The 16175-nt window shown below is 43.3% G+C and carries 16 protein-coding genes and 1 pseudogene; 14 read left to right on the forward strand and 3 right to left on the reverse strand.

Annotation, left to right across the window (positions count from 1 at the left end; all coding sequences use genetic code 11):
- Nucleotides 1-5: 5 nt before the first annotated feature.
- Nucleotides 6-785, forward strand: a complete 780-nt coding sequence (ldcB, locus tag SM121_RS06165; RefSeq protein ID WP_320910642.1) for an LD-carboxypeptidase LdcB/DacB — start codon at nucleotides 6-8, stop codon at nucleotides 783-785.
- A gap of 29 nt (nucleotides 786-814) precedes the next feature.
- On the opposite strand, the gene SM121_RS06170 is transcribed toward ldcB, so the two are convergent.
- The 3 genes from SM121_RS06170 to coaA all read right to left on the reverse strand — a co-directional run bounded on the left by SM121_RS06170 (nucleotide 815) and on the right by coaA (nucleotide 2656).
- Entirely contained in the window at nucleotides 815-1324 is a 510-nt protein-coding gene (locus SM121_RS06170) for a DNA topology modulation protein (RefSeq protein WP_003001866.1), read from the reverse strand.
- Between the two features lie 66 nt (nucleotides 1325-1390).
- The gene (rpsT, locus tag SM121_RS06175) at nucleotides 1391-1639 is read right to left on the reverse strand and encodes a 30S ribosomal protein S20 (RefSeq protein WP_128861136.1); all 249 of its coding nucleotides are present in this window, start codon (nucleotides 1637-1639) and stop codon (nucleotides 1391-1393) included.
- A 96-nt stretch (nucleotides 1640-1735) separates the two neighbouring features.
- Complete coding sequence (gene coaA / locus SM121_RS06180; RefSeq protein ID WP_003001846.1) at nucleotides 1736-2656, reverse strand: type I pantothenate kinase; 921 nt, start codon at nucleotides 2654-2656, stop codon at nucleotides 1736-1738.
- Between the two features lie 90 nt (nucleotides 2657-2746).
- On the opposite strand from coaA, the gene SM121_RS06185 reads away from it, so the two are divergent.
- The 13 genes and pseudogenes from SM121_RS06185 (at nucleotide 2747) to SM121_RS06245 (ending at nucleotide 16129) form a co-directional block, all read left to right on the forward strand.
- Nucleotides 2747-3340 carry a class I SAM-dependent methyltransferase gene (locus tag SM121_RS06185; RefSeq protein WP_037615364.1) on the forward strand — a complete coding sequence of 198 codons (594 nt, stop codon included), beginning with the start codon at nucleotides 2747-2749 and terminating at the stop codon, nucleotides 3338-3340.
- Nucleotides 3337-4614, forward strand: a complete 1278-nt coding sequence (locus SM121_RS06190; RefSeq protein ID WP_320910643.1) for a pyrimidine-nucleoside phosphorylase — start codon at nucleotides 3337-3339, stop codon at nucleotides 4612-4614. Before SM121_RS06185 ends, SM121_RS06190 begins: the two co-directional genes overlap by 4 nt.
- 17 nt (nucleotides 4615-4631) lie before the next feature.
- On the forward strand, nucleotides 4632-5294 hold the full coding sequence (deoC, locus tag SM121_RS06195) for a deoxyribose-phosphate aldolase (protein WP_003001619.1): 663 nt from the start codon (nucleotides 4632-4634) through the stop codon (nucleotides 5292-5294).
- On the forward strand, nucleotides 5281-5670 hold the full coding sequence (locus tag SM121_RS06200) for a cytidine deaminase (protein WP_155172025.1): 390 nt from the start codon (nucleotides 5281-5283) through the stop codon (nucleotides 5668-5670). The genes deoC and SM121_RS06200 overlap by 14 nt, the downstream gene beginning before the upstream one ends.
- A 75-nt stretch (nucleotides 5671-5745) precedes the next feature.
- Nucleotides 5746-6807: a BMP family lipoprotein gene (locus SM121_RS06205; protein ID WP_155198880.1), complete on the forward strand. Its 1062-nt coding sequence runs from the start codon at nucleotides 5746-5748 to the stop codon at nucleotides 6805-6807.
- 129 nt (nucleotides 6808-6936) lie between these two features.
- Nucleotides 6937-8472, forward strand: coding sequence for an ABC transporter ATP-binding protein (locus tag SM121_RS06210; RefSeq protein ID WP_155126012.1), 1536 nt, complete (start codon nucleotides 6937-6939; stop codon nucleotides 8470-8472).
- Nucleotides 8465-9527 (forward strand): annotated as a pseudogene (locus SM121_RS06215) (ABC transporter permease). The gene SM121_RS06210 and the pseudogene SM121_RS06215 overlap by 8 nt, the downstream one beginning before the upstream one ends.
- Nucleotides 9527-10483, forward strand: coding sequence for an ABC transporter permease (locus tag SM121_RS06220; RefSeq protein ID WP_155126008.1), 957 nt, complete (start codon nucleotides 9527-9529; stop codon nucleotides 10481-10483). Before SM121_RS06215 ends, SM121_RS06220 begins: the two are co-directional and overlap by 1 nt.
- Before the next feature lie 120 nt (nucleotides 10484-10603).
- Nucleotides 10604-11206 carry a hypothetical protein gene (locus SM121_RS06225; RefSeq protein ID WP_320910644.1) on the forward strand — a complete coding sequence of 201 codons (603 nt, stop codon included), beginning with the start codon at nucleotides 10604-10606 and terminating at the stop codon, nucleotides 11204-11206.
- A gap of 21 nt (nucleotides 11207-11227) precedes the next feature.
- Entirely contained in the window at nucleotides 11228-11863 is a 636-nt protein-coding gene (locus SM121_RS06230) for a copper homeostasis protein CutC (protein ID WP_320910645.1), read from the forward strand.
- 103 nt (nucleotides 11864-11966) lie between these two features.
- On the forward strand, nucleotides 11967-12632 hold the full coding sequence (locus tag SM121_RS06235) for an MmcQ/YjbR family DNA-binding protein (protein WP_320910646.1): 666 nt from the start codon (nucleotides 11967-11969) through the stop codon (nucleotides 12630-12632).
- Between the two features lies 1 nt (nucleotide 12633).
- Nucleotides 12634-14388 (forward strand): ABC transporter ATP-binding protein, encoded by a 1755-nt coding sequence (locus SM121_RS06240; protein ID WP_320910647.1) that lies wholly within the window; start codon nucleotides 12634-12636, stop codon nucleotides 14386-14388.
- Nucleotides 14375-16129: an ABC transporter ATP-binding protein gene (locus tag SM121_RS06245; protein ID WP_320910648.1), complete on the forward strand. Its 1755-nt coding sequence runs from the start codon at nucleotides 14375-14377 to the stop codon at nucleotides 16127-16129. The genes SM121_RS06240 and SM121_RS06245 overlap by 14 nt, the downstream gene beginning before the upstream one ends.
- The last annotated feature ends 46 nt before the right edge of the window (nucleotides 16130-16175 follow it).

The raw sequence follows: 16175 nt of genomic DNA on the forward strand, positions 1-16175 counted from the left end.
TCCCCATGAAAGCAAGATTTTCCAAATTCACTTTGGTGACAGTTGCCTTGTTAACCCTGACAGCTTGCTCCCAATCTCAATCCACTAGTTCTAAATCTTCTGCAAAAGAAGAAACTAAACAAACGCAAACCAAGTTTTCCAAAGAAACGTCTTCTACAAAGGATACGTCAAAAGAAACTGGCAAAGAAGAGTCGTCAAAAGCTGGCAAGTCAGATGTGAAAGTGGACTCTGGTGTCAGCTATAATGGTTCTTACTATAGTGTAAAAGGGAAATATGGTGAGGTCATGATCGCCAACAAACATTATCCCTTGTCGCCTGACTTTAACCCAGGTGAAGATCCTGAAGCTGTTTCAGCCCTTCATGAATTGATCGCAGCCATGCAGGCAGAGGGTTATCCAATTAGTGATCAATACAGTGGTTTTCGTAGCTACGACACCCAAGTTGGCCTCTATCAAAACTATGTCAATCAAGATGGTCAGGAAGCAGCAGATCGTTATTCCGCAAGACCGGGTTATAGTGAACACCAGACAGGTTTGACCTTTGATTTGATCGATACCAGTGGTAATCTGGTGACAGAACCTGGACCAAGTAAGTGGTTGCTCAAGAATGCCGCTAAATATGGCTTTGTGGTTCGTTACCAAGAAGGAAAAGAAAAAGTGACAGGCTACATGCCAGAAAGCTGGCATCTCCGCTATATCGGAAAAGAAGCACAAGATATCGCGGACTCAGGCTTGAGTCTGGAAGAATACTATGGCTTCACCGGTGGCGATTACGTTGATAAATAAAAAAGGTTGGGATTGATATCCCAACCTTTTTATTGTATGTTTTTTAGAAACGCATCTAGCTCTTTTTGATTCTTGAGAGAGAGAAATTTCTCAGGGTAGGTGGAGTGGATGCTTTGATACCTTTCTCTGGCACTTTTTGTTCGTCCATCCCAAAGGATCCAACGGATGAATTCCCAGTCAAAGCGTTCAGGGCAGCCTGCTGCCATACTCTCACGGACGCGTCCCTTATAACGGCAGTATCGTTTCCAGGCTCTAAAGAGGCAGTTCCAACGAGAGAAGTTGAGAAAGATAATCTGGTCGGCTTGCTCCATTCTCTCCTCATAGCAGCACCAAGAGTAATTGCCATCAATGACCCAGGCTTTATGATCGCTGAGAAACTGTCTCATCTCACCTTCCATCGTATCCCGGTCACTGTCTATCCAGCCCGGTTGAAATTGAAGGGTATCCATGTGGAGCTTGGGAATGGAGTAGTGGCGGGATAAGTTTTCAGCTAAGGTGGATTTACCTGATCCAGAATAGCCGATAATAACGATTTTCATAAGCACCTCTCAAAAAATTAGGCACAAAAAAAGCTCCGGAGAGCTTGATTTTTATGCTGTTCTTGATTAACCAAGTTTCGCTGCAAGACGTGCTTTATCACGGCTAGCTTTGTTCTTGTGGATCAAACCTTTAGTTTCTGCTTTATCGATAGCTGAGCTAGCAGCGCGGTAAAGTTCTTCAGATGGGTTTGCTTCAAAAGATTTGATTGCAGTACGCATAGCTGATTTTTGAGCTGAGTTTTTTTCGTTTTGTTTAACGTTCAATTCAGCGCGTTTGATAGCTGATTTAATGTTTGCCAAGTTATTCACCTCCATTGATAATCTAACTATCTCATTATATATGAAAAGTTAAGATTTGACAAGCCTAAAATAGCTTTTCCTTAAAAAAGTACCGTTAACAGGCCATTTTCTCTAGCGTTTGAGATAAATTTCATCGATTTCATGATTGGTTGCTTTATGGAGAATCAGATCAGCTCGGTTTCTGGTTGGTTGGATGTAATATTGCAAGTTGACTAAATTTATGGATTCCCATACCTGGTGGGCCATGCTTAAAACTTCTTCTAGGGGTTGCTCTGTAAATTGATAGTAGTAGTTATTGGGATCATTCTGAGCTAATGCAAGGAGTTTTTGGAAGCGATCGATATACCAAGATTCGATATCATTGACTGCGGCATCCACATAGATTGAAAAATCAAAGAAATCGGTCATATAGAGACTGTCATTTTGTGGATTTTGAAAGACATTGATCCCTTCTACAATGACAAAATCAGCCGGTAAAATGGTTTGCTTCTCATCTGGGACAATATCGTATATTTCGTGGGAATAGACAGGGATTTCTACGCTCTTGTTGTTTTTAATTTGATTGAGAAAATCAAGGAGCAATTCCATATCATAGCTTTCCGGAAATCCTTTTCGATTGAGGATCTCTTGTTCTTTTAAGATAGCATTTGGATAGAGGAAGCCATCCGTTGTTACCAACTCCACCGTCGAGCCTTCAAAGGTTCGTGACAGCAGGATTTGAAGTAAACGGCTAGTGGTGGATTTTCCAACCGCAACACTCCCTGAAACCCCAATGATAAAGGGTTGGCGTTCACTCGTTTTTTGAAGGAAAATACCTTTTGAGAAGGCCAAATCTTCTTTGGAACGCTTGTAGATGCCTATCAGGTTTGTCAAAGGCAGGTAGACGTCACGTACATCCTGGAGGTTGATGCGGTCGTTAAAACTTTTAATAGAATTGAGCTCTGTTTGAGAGAGAGGTGGGGTGGTTTTGCGGTGCAAATTTTGCCAAGTTTCCCGATTAATTTTTTCAAAATGTAGAAATTCTTTGTCCATATGTCACTCCTATTGTAGTCTTTAGTATACCAATTTTTAGAGGTCATGTAAACGATTTAAAAAAGGAGTGAATTATGATAAAATAACCTTATGAGTAAAATGTATTTTGATGTAAACCCAGATGCAGCCCATGATATTCATGATCTGGCTGTAGTTTTATTGGGGCAAAAGATGAATTTTTATACGGACGCCGGCGTCTTTAGTAAAAAAATGATTGACTATGGAAGCCAGGTGCTCTTATCAACCCTGGATTTTCAAGAAGGAGAAAGTGTCCTTGATGTTGGCTGTGGCTATGGTCCAATTGGCCTCTCTCTCGCTAAAGCGCAAGGAGTTGCAGTGACTATGGTGGATGTTAATGAGCGGGCGCTGGACTTGGCTAAGAAAAATGCCAGCCGAAATGGCGTGGAAGCTCAGATCTTTTCTTCGGATGTCTATGAAGCAGTAGAAGGGGTCTTTGACCATGTGATCAGTAATCCGCCGATCCGAGCTGGTAAGAAAGTGGTTCACCAAGTGATCACTGGTAGTTTTGAACATTTGAAACCAGGTGGAGACTTGACCATTGTCATTCAGAAAAAACAAGGGGCTCCAAGTGCTAAGGCCAAGATGGAAGAGACCTTTGGCAATTGTGAGACAGTAAAAAAAGACAAGGGCTATTATATTTTAAGAAGTGAGAAAGAATCATGAGAGCAGTAGATATCATTCAGAAAAAAAGAGATGGTCTTGCCTTAAACAAGGAAGAAATTGAATGGCTGATTGAGGGCTATGTGGCTGGAACGGTTCCAGATTACCAAATGTCCGCTTTTGCTATGGCTGTTTATTTTAAAGGGATGACGACGGAAGAAATCTCCCATATGACCATGAAGATGGTCCAAACGGGGCAACAGTTTGATCTGTCAGCTATTCCAGGAATCAAGGTAGACAAACATTCGACTGGTGGTGTGGGAGACAAGGTGACCTTGGTCTTGGTGCCTCTGGTTGCAAGTTTTGGAGTGCCGGTTGCTAAAATGAGCGGTCGTGGCTTAGGCCACACGGGTGGAACCATCGATAAGTTGGAATCCATTAAAGGTTTCCAAATTGAACGGACCCAAGAGGAATTTATCCAGCAGGTTCAGGAGATTGGCTTATCGGTTATTGGGCAATCTGACCAACTTGTGAAGGCAGACAAACTTTTGTATGCTCTGCGTGATGTAACGGCGACAGTGGATACCATTCCTTTGATTGCTAGCTCCGTCATGAGTAAGAAAATTGCTGCAGGTGCGGATGCCATTCTTTTGGACGTGACGGTAGGCGAGGGTGCCTTCATGAAGAATATTGAGGATGCTCGTCGCTTAGCACGTACCATGGTGGATCTTGGAAATGCAGTGGGTCGGAAAACCATCGCTGTCATTACAGATATGAGCCAACCTTTGGGAACCAGCATTGGTAATCGTTTAGAAATTTTAGAAGCCCTGGATATTCTGAAAGGACAAGGACGCGCTGATGTCACAGAGTTTATTTGTGAATTAGCGCAAATCATGTTGAAATTGGCCAATGTAGATCAATCAATTGAAGCCATCCATGAACACTTGAACAATGGTCAGGCTTTAGCGAAGTTTGAAGAAATGGTTGTGGCTCAAGGTGGAGACTTAGAAGATTTGCATCGTCCCGTCAAAGTGGATCAGGTCCTTGAAGTAACAGCGGACCAAGATGGCGTTATTGCTGCTTTACCTGCCATGGAGTTTGGTTTGTTTGCTATGAGGCTGGGTGCTGGTCGTGCTGTCAAATCGGATCCCCTCGATTATGAAACAGGGATTGTGTTTGACAAAAAAGTGGGAGAGCACGTCAAAAAAGGGGAACGCATTGCCCGCATTTTCATGAATGAAAAAAATTCACAAGAAAGAGTTACAGAATTCAAAAAAAATGTTAAAATACTAGAAAGGGCTGAAAGCGTTAAAGAAATTATTGAAATAATATCTTAAGCAGCTCAGGAGATTGTATGAAGTTAAATAAATATATCGATCACACTCTTTTAAAACCAGATGCACAACAAGAACAGATCGAAAAGCTGATCGAAGAAGCCAAGGCTTATGATTTTGCGAGTGTCTGTGTGAACCCGACATGGGTGAATTTTGCGGCTGAGGGCTTGCGCGATTCAGACGTTAAAGTTTGTACCGTCATTGGTTTTCCTTTAGGAGCAAATACACCATTTGTCAAAGCGTGTGAGACAAAAAATGCGATTCAAAATGGTGCCGATGAGATTGACATGGTCATTAATATCGGGGCTCTTAAGTCTAAGAATTTAGCACTAGTTGAGGAAGATATCCAAGCTGTAGTCGAAGCGAGCGGTGATAAGCTGGTCAAAGTCATCATTGAGACTTGTCTCTTAACCGATGATGAAAAGATCGTTGCTTGTCAAATTGCTAAGTTAGCTGGCGCAGACTTTGTGAAGACTTCAACTGGCTTTTCAACTGGAGGAGCAACGGTAGAAGATGTAGCCTTAATGCGTCAAACTGTTGGACCCGACATGGGTGTTAAGGCTTCTGGTGGTGCTCGCTCTTATGAAGATGCTCTTGCTTTTATCGAAGCAGGTGCGACCCGTATCGGGACTTCTTCTGGTGTAGCCATCATGGAAGGAAAGGTGGCTCATGGCGACTACTGAGTTGATTGACTTAGCAGTTGAAGTGAGTCAACAAGCCTATGTGCCTTACTCTCACTTCCCAATTGGAGCTGTACTGCTAACGAAGGATGGGGAAATCTATACAGGTGTCAATATCGAAAATGCCAGTTTTGGATTAACCAACTGTGGAGAACGGACAGCCATTTTTAAAGCTGTTTCTGAAGGAGCTCGCGAGTTCAAAGAGCTGATTATCTATGGGCAAACAGAAAAGCCCATCTCTCCGTGTGGTGCTTGTCGTCAGGTCATGGCTGAATTTTTTGAACCAGACCTGCCTGTAACTTTGGTATCTAAAGATAAATCGACGGTCGTGATGACGGTCAAGGAATTACTTCCATATTCCTTTACAGACTTGACTTAGTTGGTCTGTGAGGCGGTCTTTTGACCCTTTCAATACTTCGCAACAATGTTGCACAATAATTTAGGAGGTTCAGTAATGAACAAGAAACAATGGCTAGGCCTTGGTCTAGTAACTGTCGCTGCTATCGGACTTGCAGCATGTGGAAATCGTGCGTCTAAAAAAGATAGCGCAAACTCAGAATCAAAAACTGATTTGAAAGCTGCTATCGTTACCGATACTGGTGGTGTGGATGACAAATCATTCAACCAATCTGCTTGGGAAGGTTTGCAAGCTTGGGGGAAAGAAAACGGTCTTTCTAAAGGAAACGGATTTGACTACTTCCAATCAACAGATGAATCTCAATATGCGACAAACCTTGATGAAGCTGTTTCTAACGACTACAAATTGATCTTTGGTGTTGGTTTTGCCTTGCGTGATGCAGTAGAAAAAGCGGCTTCTGACAACGAAGGAACAAACTTTGTTATCATTGACGACCGTATTGAAGGTAAAAAGAACGTAGCATCTGCTGTCTTTGCCGACAACGAAGCTGGTTACCTTGCTGGTATCGCTGCTGCGAAAACTACAAAAACTAAACAAGTTGGTTTTGTAGGTGGTATGGAAAGTGAAGTTATCACTCGTTTCCGCGCTGGATTTGAAGCTGGTGTTAAATCTGTTGACCCATCTATCAAAGTTCAAGTAGACTACGCTGGTTCATTCGGTGACGCTGCTAAAGGTAAAACAATTGCTGCTGCACAATACGCTGCAGGTGCAGACGTTATCTACCAAGTAGCTGGTGGTACTGGAGCAGGTGTCTTCTCTGAAGCAAAAGACTTGAACGAGAAGAAAAATGAAGACGAAAAAGTTTGGGTTCTTGGTGTGGACCGTGACCAAAAAGCTGAGGGTGAATACACTTCTAAAGATGGTAAAAAATCTAACTTTGTCTTGGCTTCAAGCTTGAAGAAAGTCGGAGAATCTGTAAAAGACTTGGCTAAGAAAGCTGCTGACGGTAAATTCCCTGGCGGTAAAGTGATTACTTATAGCTTGAAAGATGGTGGAGTTGATTTGACAACTGACAACCTTTCTGCAGATGCTAAAAAAGCTGTCGAAGATGCCAAAGCTAAAATCCTTGATGGATCTCTTAAAGTTCCTGAAAAATAATATTTGATTGGGCGGCCCTCCCTTTAAGGGCCGTTTCTTTTAAAGTGAGACATTTTTGTCTCAATAAAATCTGTTAGTTCTCTAGCAGATTTTATTGAAATAAAAAAATTTTGAGAGGAAAACACCCACATGACACATGAATATGTCATCGAAATGCGTGAGATTACCAAAAAATTTGGTGACTTTGTAGCAAATGACAAGATTAATCTTCAGTTGCGCAAAGGTGAAATCCATGCACTTCTTGGAGAAAATGGTGCAGGGAAATCTACCCTGATGAATATGCTGGCTGGTTTGTTGGAACCAACAAGCGGAGACATTGTGGTAAATGGAAATACTGTTAACCTAGACTCACCTTCAAAAGCAGCTTCTTTAGGAATTGGAATGGTGCACCAACACTTTATGTTAGTTGAAGCCTTCACTGTTGTTGAAAATATCATCCTTGGTTCTGAAACCACTAAACATGGTGTTTTGGACCTTAAAAAAGCCAGCCAAGATATCCTTGACTTGTCTAAAAAATATGGCCTGGCAGTAGATCCAAATGCTAAAGTTGAGGATATTTCCGTTGGTGCGCAGCAACGTGTGGAAATCTTAAAGACGCTTTATCGTGGAGCCGACATCCTGATCTTCGATGAACCAACTGCAGTGTTGACACCAGCAGAAATCGAAGAATTGATGACAATCATGAAGAACTTGGCGAATGAAGGAAAATCCATTATCTTGATTACGCACAAGTTGGATGAAATCCGTGCTGTTTCAGACCGCGTAACGGTTATCCGTCGCGGGAAATCTATTGAAACAGTCGAGATTGGTGGAGCTACCAACCAAGACTTGGCCGAAATGATGGTCGGTCGTTCTGTTTCCTTTAAAACGGAGAAAGGTCCTTCTGAACCGAAAGAAGTGGTCTTGTCGATTGAGAACTTGGTTGTAAACGAAAACCGGGGAGTCCCAGCTGTTAAGAATCTTTCGCTAGAACTTCGTGCTGGTGAAGTCGTTGGGATCGCAGGGATTGATGGAAATGGTCAATCTGAGTTGATCCAAGCCATTACAGGTCTACGGAAGGTAAAATCGGGTTCAATTAAGATTAAAGGCAAGGATGTTGTAGGACTACGTCCACGTCAAATCACAGAAATGAAGGTAGGGCACGTCCCTGAAGACCGTCACCGGGATGGTTTGGTCCTTGATATGATGATCTCTGAAAACATGGCTCTTCAAACTTACTACAAAGAACCTCTTAGCAAGAATGGTATTTTGAATTATCCAAATATTACCTCTTATGCCAAGAAGTTGATGGATGAGTTTGACGTTCGTGCAGCTAGTGAAGTGGTACCAGCTAAGGCTCTCTCTGGAGGAAACCAGCAAAAAGCCATTATCGCGCGGGAAATCGATCGCGATCCAGATCTCTTGATCGTCAGCCAGCCAACTCGTGGTTTGGACGTTGGAGCGATTGAATATATCCACAAACGTTTGATTCAAGAACGGGATAATGGGAAAGCCGTTCTGGTTGTCAGCTTTGAATTAGATGAGATTTTGAATGTTTCTGACCGTATTGCGGTTATTCATGATGGGAAGATCCAAGGGATCGTAACCCCTGAAACGACGAATAAGCAAGAACTTGGAATCCTCATGGCAGGAGGAAAAGTAGAGGAGGGAGCATCTAATGAATAAGAATTTAAAACAAATTGCTGTTCCATTGGTGTCTGTCCTTTTAGGATTGGTCTTGGGTGCCATTATTATGTGGGCCTTCAGCTATGATGCCCTTTGGGGATATGAATTGCTGTTTAAGAAAGCCTTTGGTTCGATTAAGAGTTGGGGTAATATTTCCCGTGCTATGGGGCCACTGATTTTGGTTGCTCTTGGATTTTCGGTAGCTAGCCGAGCCGGCTTCTTTAACGTTGGACTTCCTGGTCAGGCTTTTGCAGGATGGATCATGGCGACTTGGTTTGCTCTTTCCTTCCCAAATATGCCTCGATTACTGATGATTCCAATAACCGTTTTGATTGCGGCTATTGCAGGTGGATTTATTGGAGCGATTCCAGGTTTCCTTCGTGCCTATCTTGGAACCAGTGAGGTGATCATCACCATTATGATGAACTACATTGTTCTCTATGGTGGGAATGCCTTGATCCATAGCTTCCCAGCTTCCTTGATGAAAAACAAGGACTCAACTATTGATGTGGGAGCCAACGCTGTCTACCAGACGGAGTGGTTGCGTAATTTGACGGACAAATCACAAATGAACATCGGGATCTTCTTTGCTATCATTGCAGTGGTAGTCATCTGGTTCTTGATGAAGAAAACAACTCTTGGTTTTTAAAATCCGTGCCGTTGGTCTCAATGCCAATGCGGCAGAATACGCAGGGATGTCTGCAAAACGCACCATTATCCTTTCTATGATCATTTCTGGTGCTCTTGCTGGTATCGGTGGGGTAGTAGAAGGTCTGGGTATTTACTCAAATGTCTATGTTCAAACTAGCTCAATGAGTGTTGGATTTAACGGAATGGCCGTTGCCCTTCTTGCAATGAATTCACCAATTGGGATTCCATTTGCTGCCTTCTTGTTTGGAGCACTTCAAATTGGGGGAGTTGGTATGAAGCCAGCTGCAATCCCTGAAGAAGTCGTTCAAATTGTGACAGCATCCATTATCTTCTTCGTATGTGCTCACTACATTATCGAAAAGATGATTTCAATGCGTTCAGCTAAAAAAGGAGGAGCAAACTAATGAGTATTGTAACGATTTTAAGTATTCTTGTTTCCTCTATGATTGTGTATGCGGCGCCACTGATCTTCACAAGTATCGGAGGAGCTTACTCAGAACACGCTGGGGTTGTTAACGTTGGTCTGGAAGGAATTATGGTTATGGGAGCCTTCTCAGGAATTGTCTTTAACCTGACTTTTGAGCCAAGCTTAGGGAATTTGACACCATGGTTGTCTTTGATTGTTGCTGCAGGAATTGGAGTATTATTCTCCTTGATCCACGCGGTGGCAACCATTCATTTCCGTGCTGACCATATCGTCTCAGGTACAGTATTGAACTTGATGGCACCTCCGTTAGCCGTCTTTCTAGTTAAAGCGATGTATAACAAGGGGCAAACGGATAATATCAAAGTTGCCTTTGGGAAGACTTCCATTCCGGTCTTATCTAAAATTCCGGTAATTGGGGATATTTTCTTCAACAATGCCAGCATCATCGGCTGGGTTGCGATTCTCTTCTCATTCTTTGCTTGGTTCATCATGTTCAAGACAAAATTTGGATTGCGTCTTCGTTCAGTTGGGGAACACCCACAAGCAGCAGATACATTGGGAATCAATGTTTATAAAATGCGCTACTTAGGAGTGATGATCTCAGGTGCCCTAGCAGGAATCGGAGGAGCCATTTACGCTCAGTCTATTTCCGTTAACTTCGCGGTGACTACTATTGTTGGTCCTGGTTTCATCGCCCTCGCAGCTATGATTTTCGGGAAATGGAACCCAATCGGGGCAATGCTTGCTAGTCTCTTCTTTGGAGCTTCACAAAGTTTGGCTGTTATCGGGAATCAATTGCCTTTGCTTAAAGGTATCCCATCCATCTACTTGCAAATTGCGCCTTACGTCTTGACCATGGTTGTCTTGGCAGCCTTCTTCGGACAAGCAGTTGCGCCTAAAGCAGATGGTGTTAACTACATTAAATCGAAATAATGCAAAGAGAGATGCGAGGTTTCCTCGGTCTCTTTTGCTTTCTAAAGGCCCCTCTTAGTCGCAATTTCTTTAGATTTAGGGTACAATAAGAATACAACTTTTCACGTATTGGAGGAGCAGATGTTTAAGTGGATGAGACGCCTAATTGGCATGGTGATCGTTTTATTTATGTTATTAGTGATCTTGTTGGTTCCTGGATCTATCCCTGAAGGAGAGCAACTGAGAAATGTGCAGGCAGGGAGTTCTTTGATTGAGTTGGCTCAAAATGCTGTTTCAAATGCCTCTGTGAGCACTGAAGGGCTCTCAACTGAGCTAAGTCTCAATTCAGTGCAATTGAGTCAGGTCGTAAAAACAAGTGCTGGATCCGCCCTTGACAATTCTGACTATCAAAAGATGGCATTAGGAATGGATGGCAATGACCTTCATGTCAAAGTTCCTGTTTCCTTAGGGCCAGTTGATAGCTATCTAGATTTAACCATGACCGGTCAAGTTGAAAACAATGTCATGAATTTGACCGTGACCGGTGCTAAATTAGGGAAAATGCCCATTCCAAAATTCTTGGTTCTCAACTATTTGAAGGATCAATCCAATCAAAATGGAGGCGGCTTCACAGTGAATGGTGATCAAATCACCCTTGATATCCCTCAAGCAGGCTATAGCATCTCAAAAGCGAGAGTGGAAAATGGCAATGCTAAGGTAACCGTTAGTATATCCTTGTTTTAAGTCTTTGTAATTGGAGTTGTCATGCTTGTCTTTGAATTTTGTGCAGAGAATTTAACTTATATTGATAAGGCGATTGCTGCTGGGGCAGGTCGCATTGAACTGTGCGATAACCTGGCAGTAGGAGGGACCACACCTAGTATAGGTGTGATCAATGAAGCAATCAAACTGACAAGAGCGAAGTCCGTGGATCTATGTGTCATTATCCGACCCCGAGGTGGCGATTTTGTCTATACTGATCTGGAAGTCGAAGCTATGCTGACGGATATTCGTGCTGCGAAAGAAATAGGGGTTACTTGTTTTGTGCTGGGAGCGCTGACGAGCGATCGAAAGTTGGACCAGAGGATCATGCAGCTTTTACTAGCAGCCTGTGGAGAGGCAGAGGTTGTCTTTCATATGGCCTTTGATGAGTTAGCTCATACAGATCAGCTAGAAGCGATTGAGTGGCTTTCTGATCAGGGTGTAGCCCGCATTTTATCACGAGCTGGAAGTCCAGGTGACCCACTAGAGCAACGTTTTGCACACTATCATCGTTTATTAGATGCGGCTAAGGGAAAAATTCAGATCCTGCCAGGTGGAGGTGTGACCCTTGACAATCGTCAGCTCTTTTTGGAGCAATTGGGCGTTTGTCAACTGCATGGCACGCGCATCGTGTTTTAAAGAAGAAACGATCACTGCTTGAAGTAGTTTTGAAGATCCGTTATCAAGGTTGGGGACGTTGTTTCCAGCCTCTTCTAGTGCAAAAATGAATAAGGGAGAGAAAATGTTTTTAGAGCATTATTTTGACCGGTACACCTTTCAGCCAGAAAAGGGATTGGCTTACGGATTTGAGAAGAGAGGGGCAGGCTATGAGTACCAGTGTCCCGTCTTATCTGACACTTTTCTCTTAAAGGTCCGTGTCTGCGACCAGAAGATTTCTTTTCAGGTCTATGATCAGGATACAGGGGACGAGTATATCCAGATCCATCTGGAACAGCTACAAGGAAATTTCGTCGGCCAAGTCAGGGAAGCCTGTCAGGAAAGTCTTGCAAGGATTCGGCAAGCTTGTTTTGAGGTAGAAGAATTTCTCTATCCTCAAGCCAAGCGTCTCATGGCCTATATCTCCCTGCACTATCAGGGAACGATTGAGTATTTGTGGGAAAGATCTCCGGAATCCGGCGCTATTCGCCACCGAGACACCCTCAAGTGGTATGGTGTCTTTATGACCATTGATTGGAAAAAACTGGATGCTAGCAAGTCTGGGAAAATAGAAGTTTTGAATGTTAAGTCTGATCAAGTAGCCCATTTCATCCAGCAGAAAGGGATTTATCCAGCTTTTCATATGAATAAAAAATATTGGGTGAGTATCCCCTTAGATGGAACAATTGCTGATGAGGACTTGTTTGCTCTGGTGGATAGTAGCTGGCAACTCACCAAAAAGGGGAAATAAGATGAATCTGTTGAGGAAATTATCTTGGTTTTTTAATTTAGAGAAGAAGCGATACTTGATCGGGATAGGGTCCTTGATCTTGGTTGGTTTTTTAAACCTCATTCCTCCAAGAATCATGGGGCTTGTGATCGATTTGATCGATAAAAAAAGGCTGACTCTGGGGCAGTTAGTTATGGATATTGCCCTTTTGGTCCTAGCAGCTCTTTCCATGTATGGCCTTCGTTTTGTCTGGAGACGCTATATTTTTGGGACGGCTAATAAGTTGGCTCGGATCTTGCGTTACCGTTTGTTTAAGCAATTTACGCTCATGTCTCCATCTTTCTATCAGCGTTATCGCACAGGGGATCTCATGGCCCATGCTACTAATGATATCAATGCGGTAACCATGTTTGCCGGTGGCGGGGTTATGTCTGCAGTGGATGCTTCCGTGACAGCCTTGGTGACCCTGGTCAGCATGTTTTTCATGATTGATTGGCGCTTAACCCTCTTAGCTATTTTGCCCTTACCGGTTATGGTGGTAGTGACTTCAGCTATTGGACGCAAAAACCACAAAGCCTTCAAAGAGGCCCAAGAAGGCTTCTCAGAGCTGAACAACTTTGTTCAGGAATCCGTATCAGGAGTCAAGGTGACCAAATCTTTTGGTTTTCAGGCAGATGAGATTCGGGCTTTTGAAAAAACCAATCAAATGGTCTTTTCAAAGAATATGACTTCAGCCGGTTACAATGCTTTGTTTGATCCGACTACTCTTCTTTTTGTCGGTCTCTCCTATGTTTTGACGCTCTACTTCGGAGGGCTATTTGTTCAGGAAGGGAGCCTGACGGTTGGACAAATCGTAACCTTTATTACCTATCTCAATATGCTCGTCTGGCCCCTTCAAGCCATGGGCTTCTTGTTTAATATTAGTCAGCGTGCTAGCGTCTCCTATGATCGGATTGAGACACTTTTAGCAGAAACACCTGATATTCAAGATCCGAGTCAACCAGTCACAGACATTCAAAACGGCGATCTGGAATATGACATTAAAGAATTCGCCTATGAGAAAGAGCCTGTCCTTGAAAAGGTTGCCTTTTATTTAGAAAAAGGGCAAACCCTTGGAATTGTGGGTCCAACTGGATCTGGAAAGACCACCTTGTTGCGTCTCTTGCTTAGAGAGCACGACTTGGAGCAGGGAGATATTTTGCTCAATGGAATCTCCATCAAACATTATCGCTTAGAAGATCTTCGAAGCTTGATCGGCTACGTCCCTCAAGATCAGATCCTCTTTGCCATGACCATTCGCGAGAATGTAGCTTTTTCAGATCCACAGATCAAGGAAGAAGAGGTAATGAAGGCTCTGAGAACTTGTGGAGTCTATGAGGATATTCTGGCCATGCCAGACCAGATGGAGACAGTGTTGGGAGAGAGAGGGGTCTCTCTTTCTGGCGGGCAAAAGCAACGGATTGCCATGAGTCGTGCTTTGGTCATGAATCCTGAGATCTTGATTTTGGATGATTCCCTGTCTGCAGTAGATGCTAAAACGGAGCATCAAATTATTGAAAATATGAAGCTGGAACGCAAGGGGAAAACAACGATCATCACAGCCCACCGCCTATCAGCTATCGTTCATGCGGATTTGATTCTGGTAATAGAGAATGGACAGATCAAGGAGCGAGGAAATCACGAGGAATTAATGGCTCAAAAAGGTTGGTATTATGAAACCTACCAAGCCCAACAATTATCAGAAGAAATGGAGGGAAAGCTGAATGAAAACATCTGAAGCTCATGTGATGAAGCGGCTCTTGACTTACATGTGGCGTTATAAGTGGTTAACAGCCCTAGCCTTAGTCTTTACCTTCCTGACTAGTCTGTTATTGACGGAGATTCCTCTTGCAGCTCGCTGGTATATTGACCACCTAGTGGATCCGACAGAAGCTAGCTCTCCAGTACTGACAGCTTTTCAGTTTCTCATTCTCTACTATGGCTTATTCATTGGGCGCGTGCTAGCAACCTACCTGAGTCAATTAACCTTTGCGCGTGTATCCAATTCTATCGTAAGAGATATCCGTCTAGATATTTTCCAAAATCTTCAAAGGCTGGGCATGTCCTTTTATGACCAGACAGCAGCAGGTTCGATTGTTTCGCGGGTGACTAATGATACACAGGCAGTCGCAGATATGTTTTCTACGGTCTTTTCAAGCCTGATTTCATCCTTTTTACTCTTTCTAGTCACCCTGGTAACTATGTTTAGCTTGGACTGGCATTTGACCATTTGGATCCTGCCTTTTCTTCCCATCATTTGGTTTTCTATTCGTCTCTATCGCAAGTTATCCAATCGCTTGGTCAAGATGACCCGACAAAAATTATCAGATATCAATGTGAAATTATCGGAATCCATTGAAGGAATGCGGATCGTGCAGGCCTTTCGTCAAGAAAAGCGCTTGACGGATGAATTCGAACAGATTAATGGGGAACATTTGGATTATGCCAACCGATCTGTGGATGTCAATTCCCTCTTTTTGAGGCCAGCTATGACCCTGTTACAGGTCCTGGCTTATGCGGTCATTCTAACCTTTTTTGGCCTAAATTGGCAGTCCTCAGGCTTTACAGCAGGTCTTATCTATGCCTTTATCCAATATGTTAACCAGCTTTTCCAGCCCTTGATTGATGTCACCCAAAATTTTGCAACCTTGCAGACCTCAACCATTTCTGCAGGTCGTGTGTTTGAAATGATGGATCGAGACGACTATGAGCCCAAGCAAGCTGGTAGCCTGAAAGAGATCGAGCGGGGAGATATTCGTTTTGACCATGTATCTTTTTCTTATGATGGCAAACGGGATGTCCTAAAAGATATCTCCTTTGAGGTCAAAAATGGGCAAACCATCGCTTTTGTTGGTCATACTGGGTCTGGTAAATCCTCTATTATCAATCTCTTCATGCGCTTTTATGAATTTGATCGTGGCCAGATCTTGATTGATGGACAGGATATCAAGGACTACAGCCAGGAAGCCTTGCGCAAGTCCATTGGTCTAGTGTTGCAGGAACCCTTCCTCTATCATGGAACCATTGCTTCTAATATCCGGATGTACCATGAAGAACTGACTGATGAGGAAATCCGACAAGCAGCTGCATTTGTGGATGTAGCAGACTTTATTGAGAGTTTACCTGGTGGCTATGATCATCCGGTAACAGAGCGGGGTTCTACCTTGTCGACCGGTCAGCGTCAGCTTCTGGCTTTTGCCCGAACGATTGCTGCCCAGCCTAAGATCCTCATTTTGGATGAGGCCACTGCCAATATCGACCAAGAGACGGAAGAGATGATCCAAAATTCTCTGAAGAAGATGCGCCAAGGGCGGACAACCATTGCCATTGCCCATCGCCTTTCTACCATCCAAGATGCCGATTGCATCTATGTTCTCGATAAAGGAAAAATCATCGAATCAGGCAACCACGACCAACTCATTGCTCTAGGAGGAACGTATAAGAAAATGTATGACCTCCAGGCCGGTATGATGAAATAAGGACAAACAAGGTCTAAATGCAAGTTTAACCTTGTTTTTCTTGCTT

The organism is Streptococcus sp. S1 (assembly GCF_034137685.1).
Classification (GTDB): domain Bacteria; phylum Bacillota; class Bacilli; order Lactobacillales; family Streptococcaceae; genus Streptococcus; species Streptococcus dentalis.

Coding starts and splice junctions, on each gene's coding strand:
- ldcB (WP_320910642.1), top strand. CDS start 6: ATGAAAGCAAGATTTTCCAAATTCACTTTGGTGACAGTTGCCTTGTTA.
- SM121_RS06170 (WP_003001866.1), bottom strand. CDS start 1,324: ATGAAAATCGTTATTATCGGCTATTCTGGATCAGGTAAATCCACCTTA.
- rpsT (WP_128861136.1), bottom strand. CDS start 1,639: ATGGAGGTGAATAACTTGGCAAACATTAAATCAGCTATCAAACGCGCT.
- coaA (WP_003001846.1), bottom strand. CDS start 2,656: ATGGACAAAGAATTTCTACATTTTGAAAAAATTAATCGGGAAACTTGG.
- SM121_RS06185 (WP_037615364.1), top strand. CDS start 2,747: ATGAGTAAAATGTATTTTGATGTAAACCCAGATGCAGCCCATGATATT.
- SM121_RS06190 (WP_320910643.1), top strand. CDS start 3,337: ATGAGAGCAGTAGATATCATTCAGAAAAAAAGAGATGGTCTTGCCTTA.
- deoC (WP_003001619.1), top strand. CDS start 4,632: ATGAAGTTAAATAAATATATCGATCACACTCTTTTAAAACCAGATGCA.
- SM121_RS06200 (WP_155172025.1), top strand. CDS start 5,281: ATGGCGACTACTGAGTTGATTGACTTAGCAGTTGAAGTGAGTCAACAA.
- SM121_RS06205 (WP_155198880.1), top strand. CDS start 5,746: ATGAACAAGAAACAATGGCTAGGCCTTGGTCTAGTAACTGTCGCTGCT.
- SM121_RS06210 (WP_155126012.1), top strand. CDS start 6,937: ATGACACATGAATATGTCATCGAAATGCGTGAGATTACCAAAAAATTT.
- SM121_RS06220 (WP_155126008.1), top strand. CDS start 9,527: ATGAGTATTGTAACGATTTTAAGTATTCTTGTTTCCTCTATGATTGTG.
- SM121_RS06225 (WP_320910644.1), top strand. CDS start 10,604: ATGTTTAAGTGGATGAGACGCCTAATTGGCATGGTGATCGTTTTATTT.
- SM121_RS06230 (WP_320910645.1), top strand. CDS start 11,228: ATGCTTGTCTTTGAATTTTGTGCAGAGAATTTAACTTATATTGATAAG.
- SM121_RS06235 (WP_320910646.1), top strand. CDS start 11,967: ATGTTTTTAGAGCATTATTTTGACCGGTACACCTTTCAGCCAGAAAAG.
- SM121_RS06240 (WP_320910647.1), top strand. CDS start 12,634: ATGAATCTGTTGAGGAAATTATCTTGGTTTTTTAATTTAGAGAAGAAG.
- SM121_RS06245 (WP_320910648.1), top strand. CDS start 14,375: ATGAAAACATCTGAAGCTCATGTGATGAAGCGGCTCTTGACTTACATG.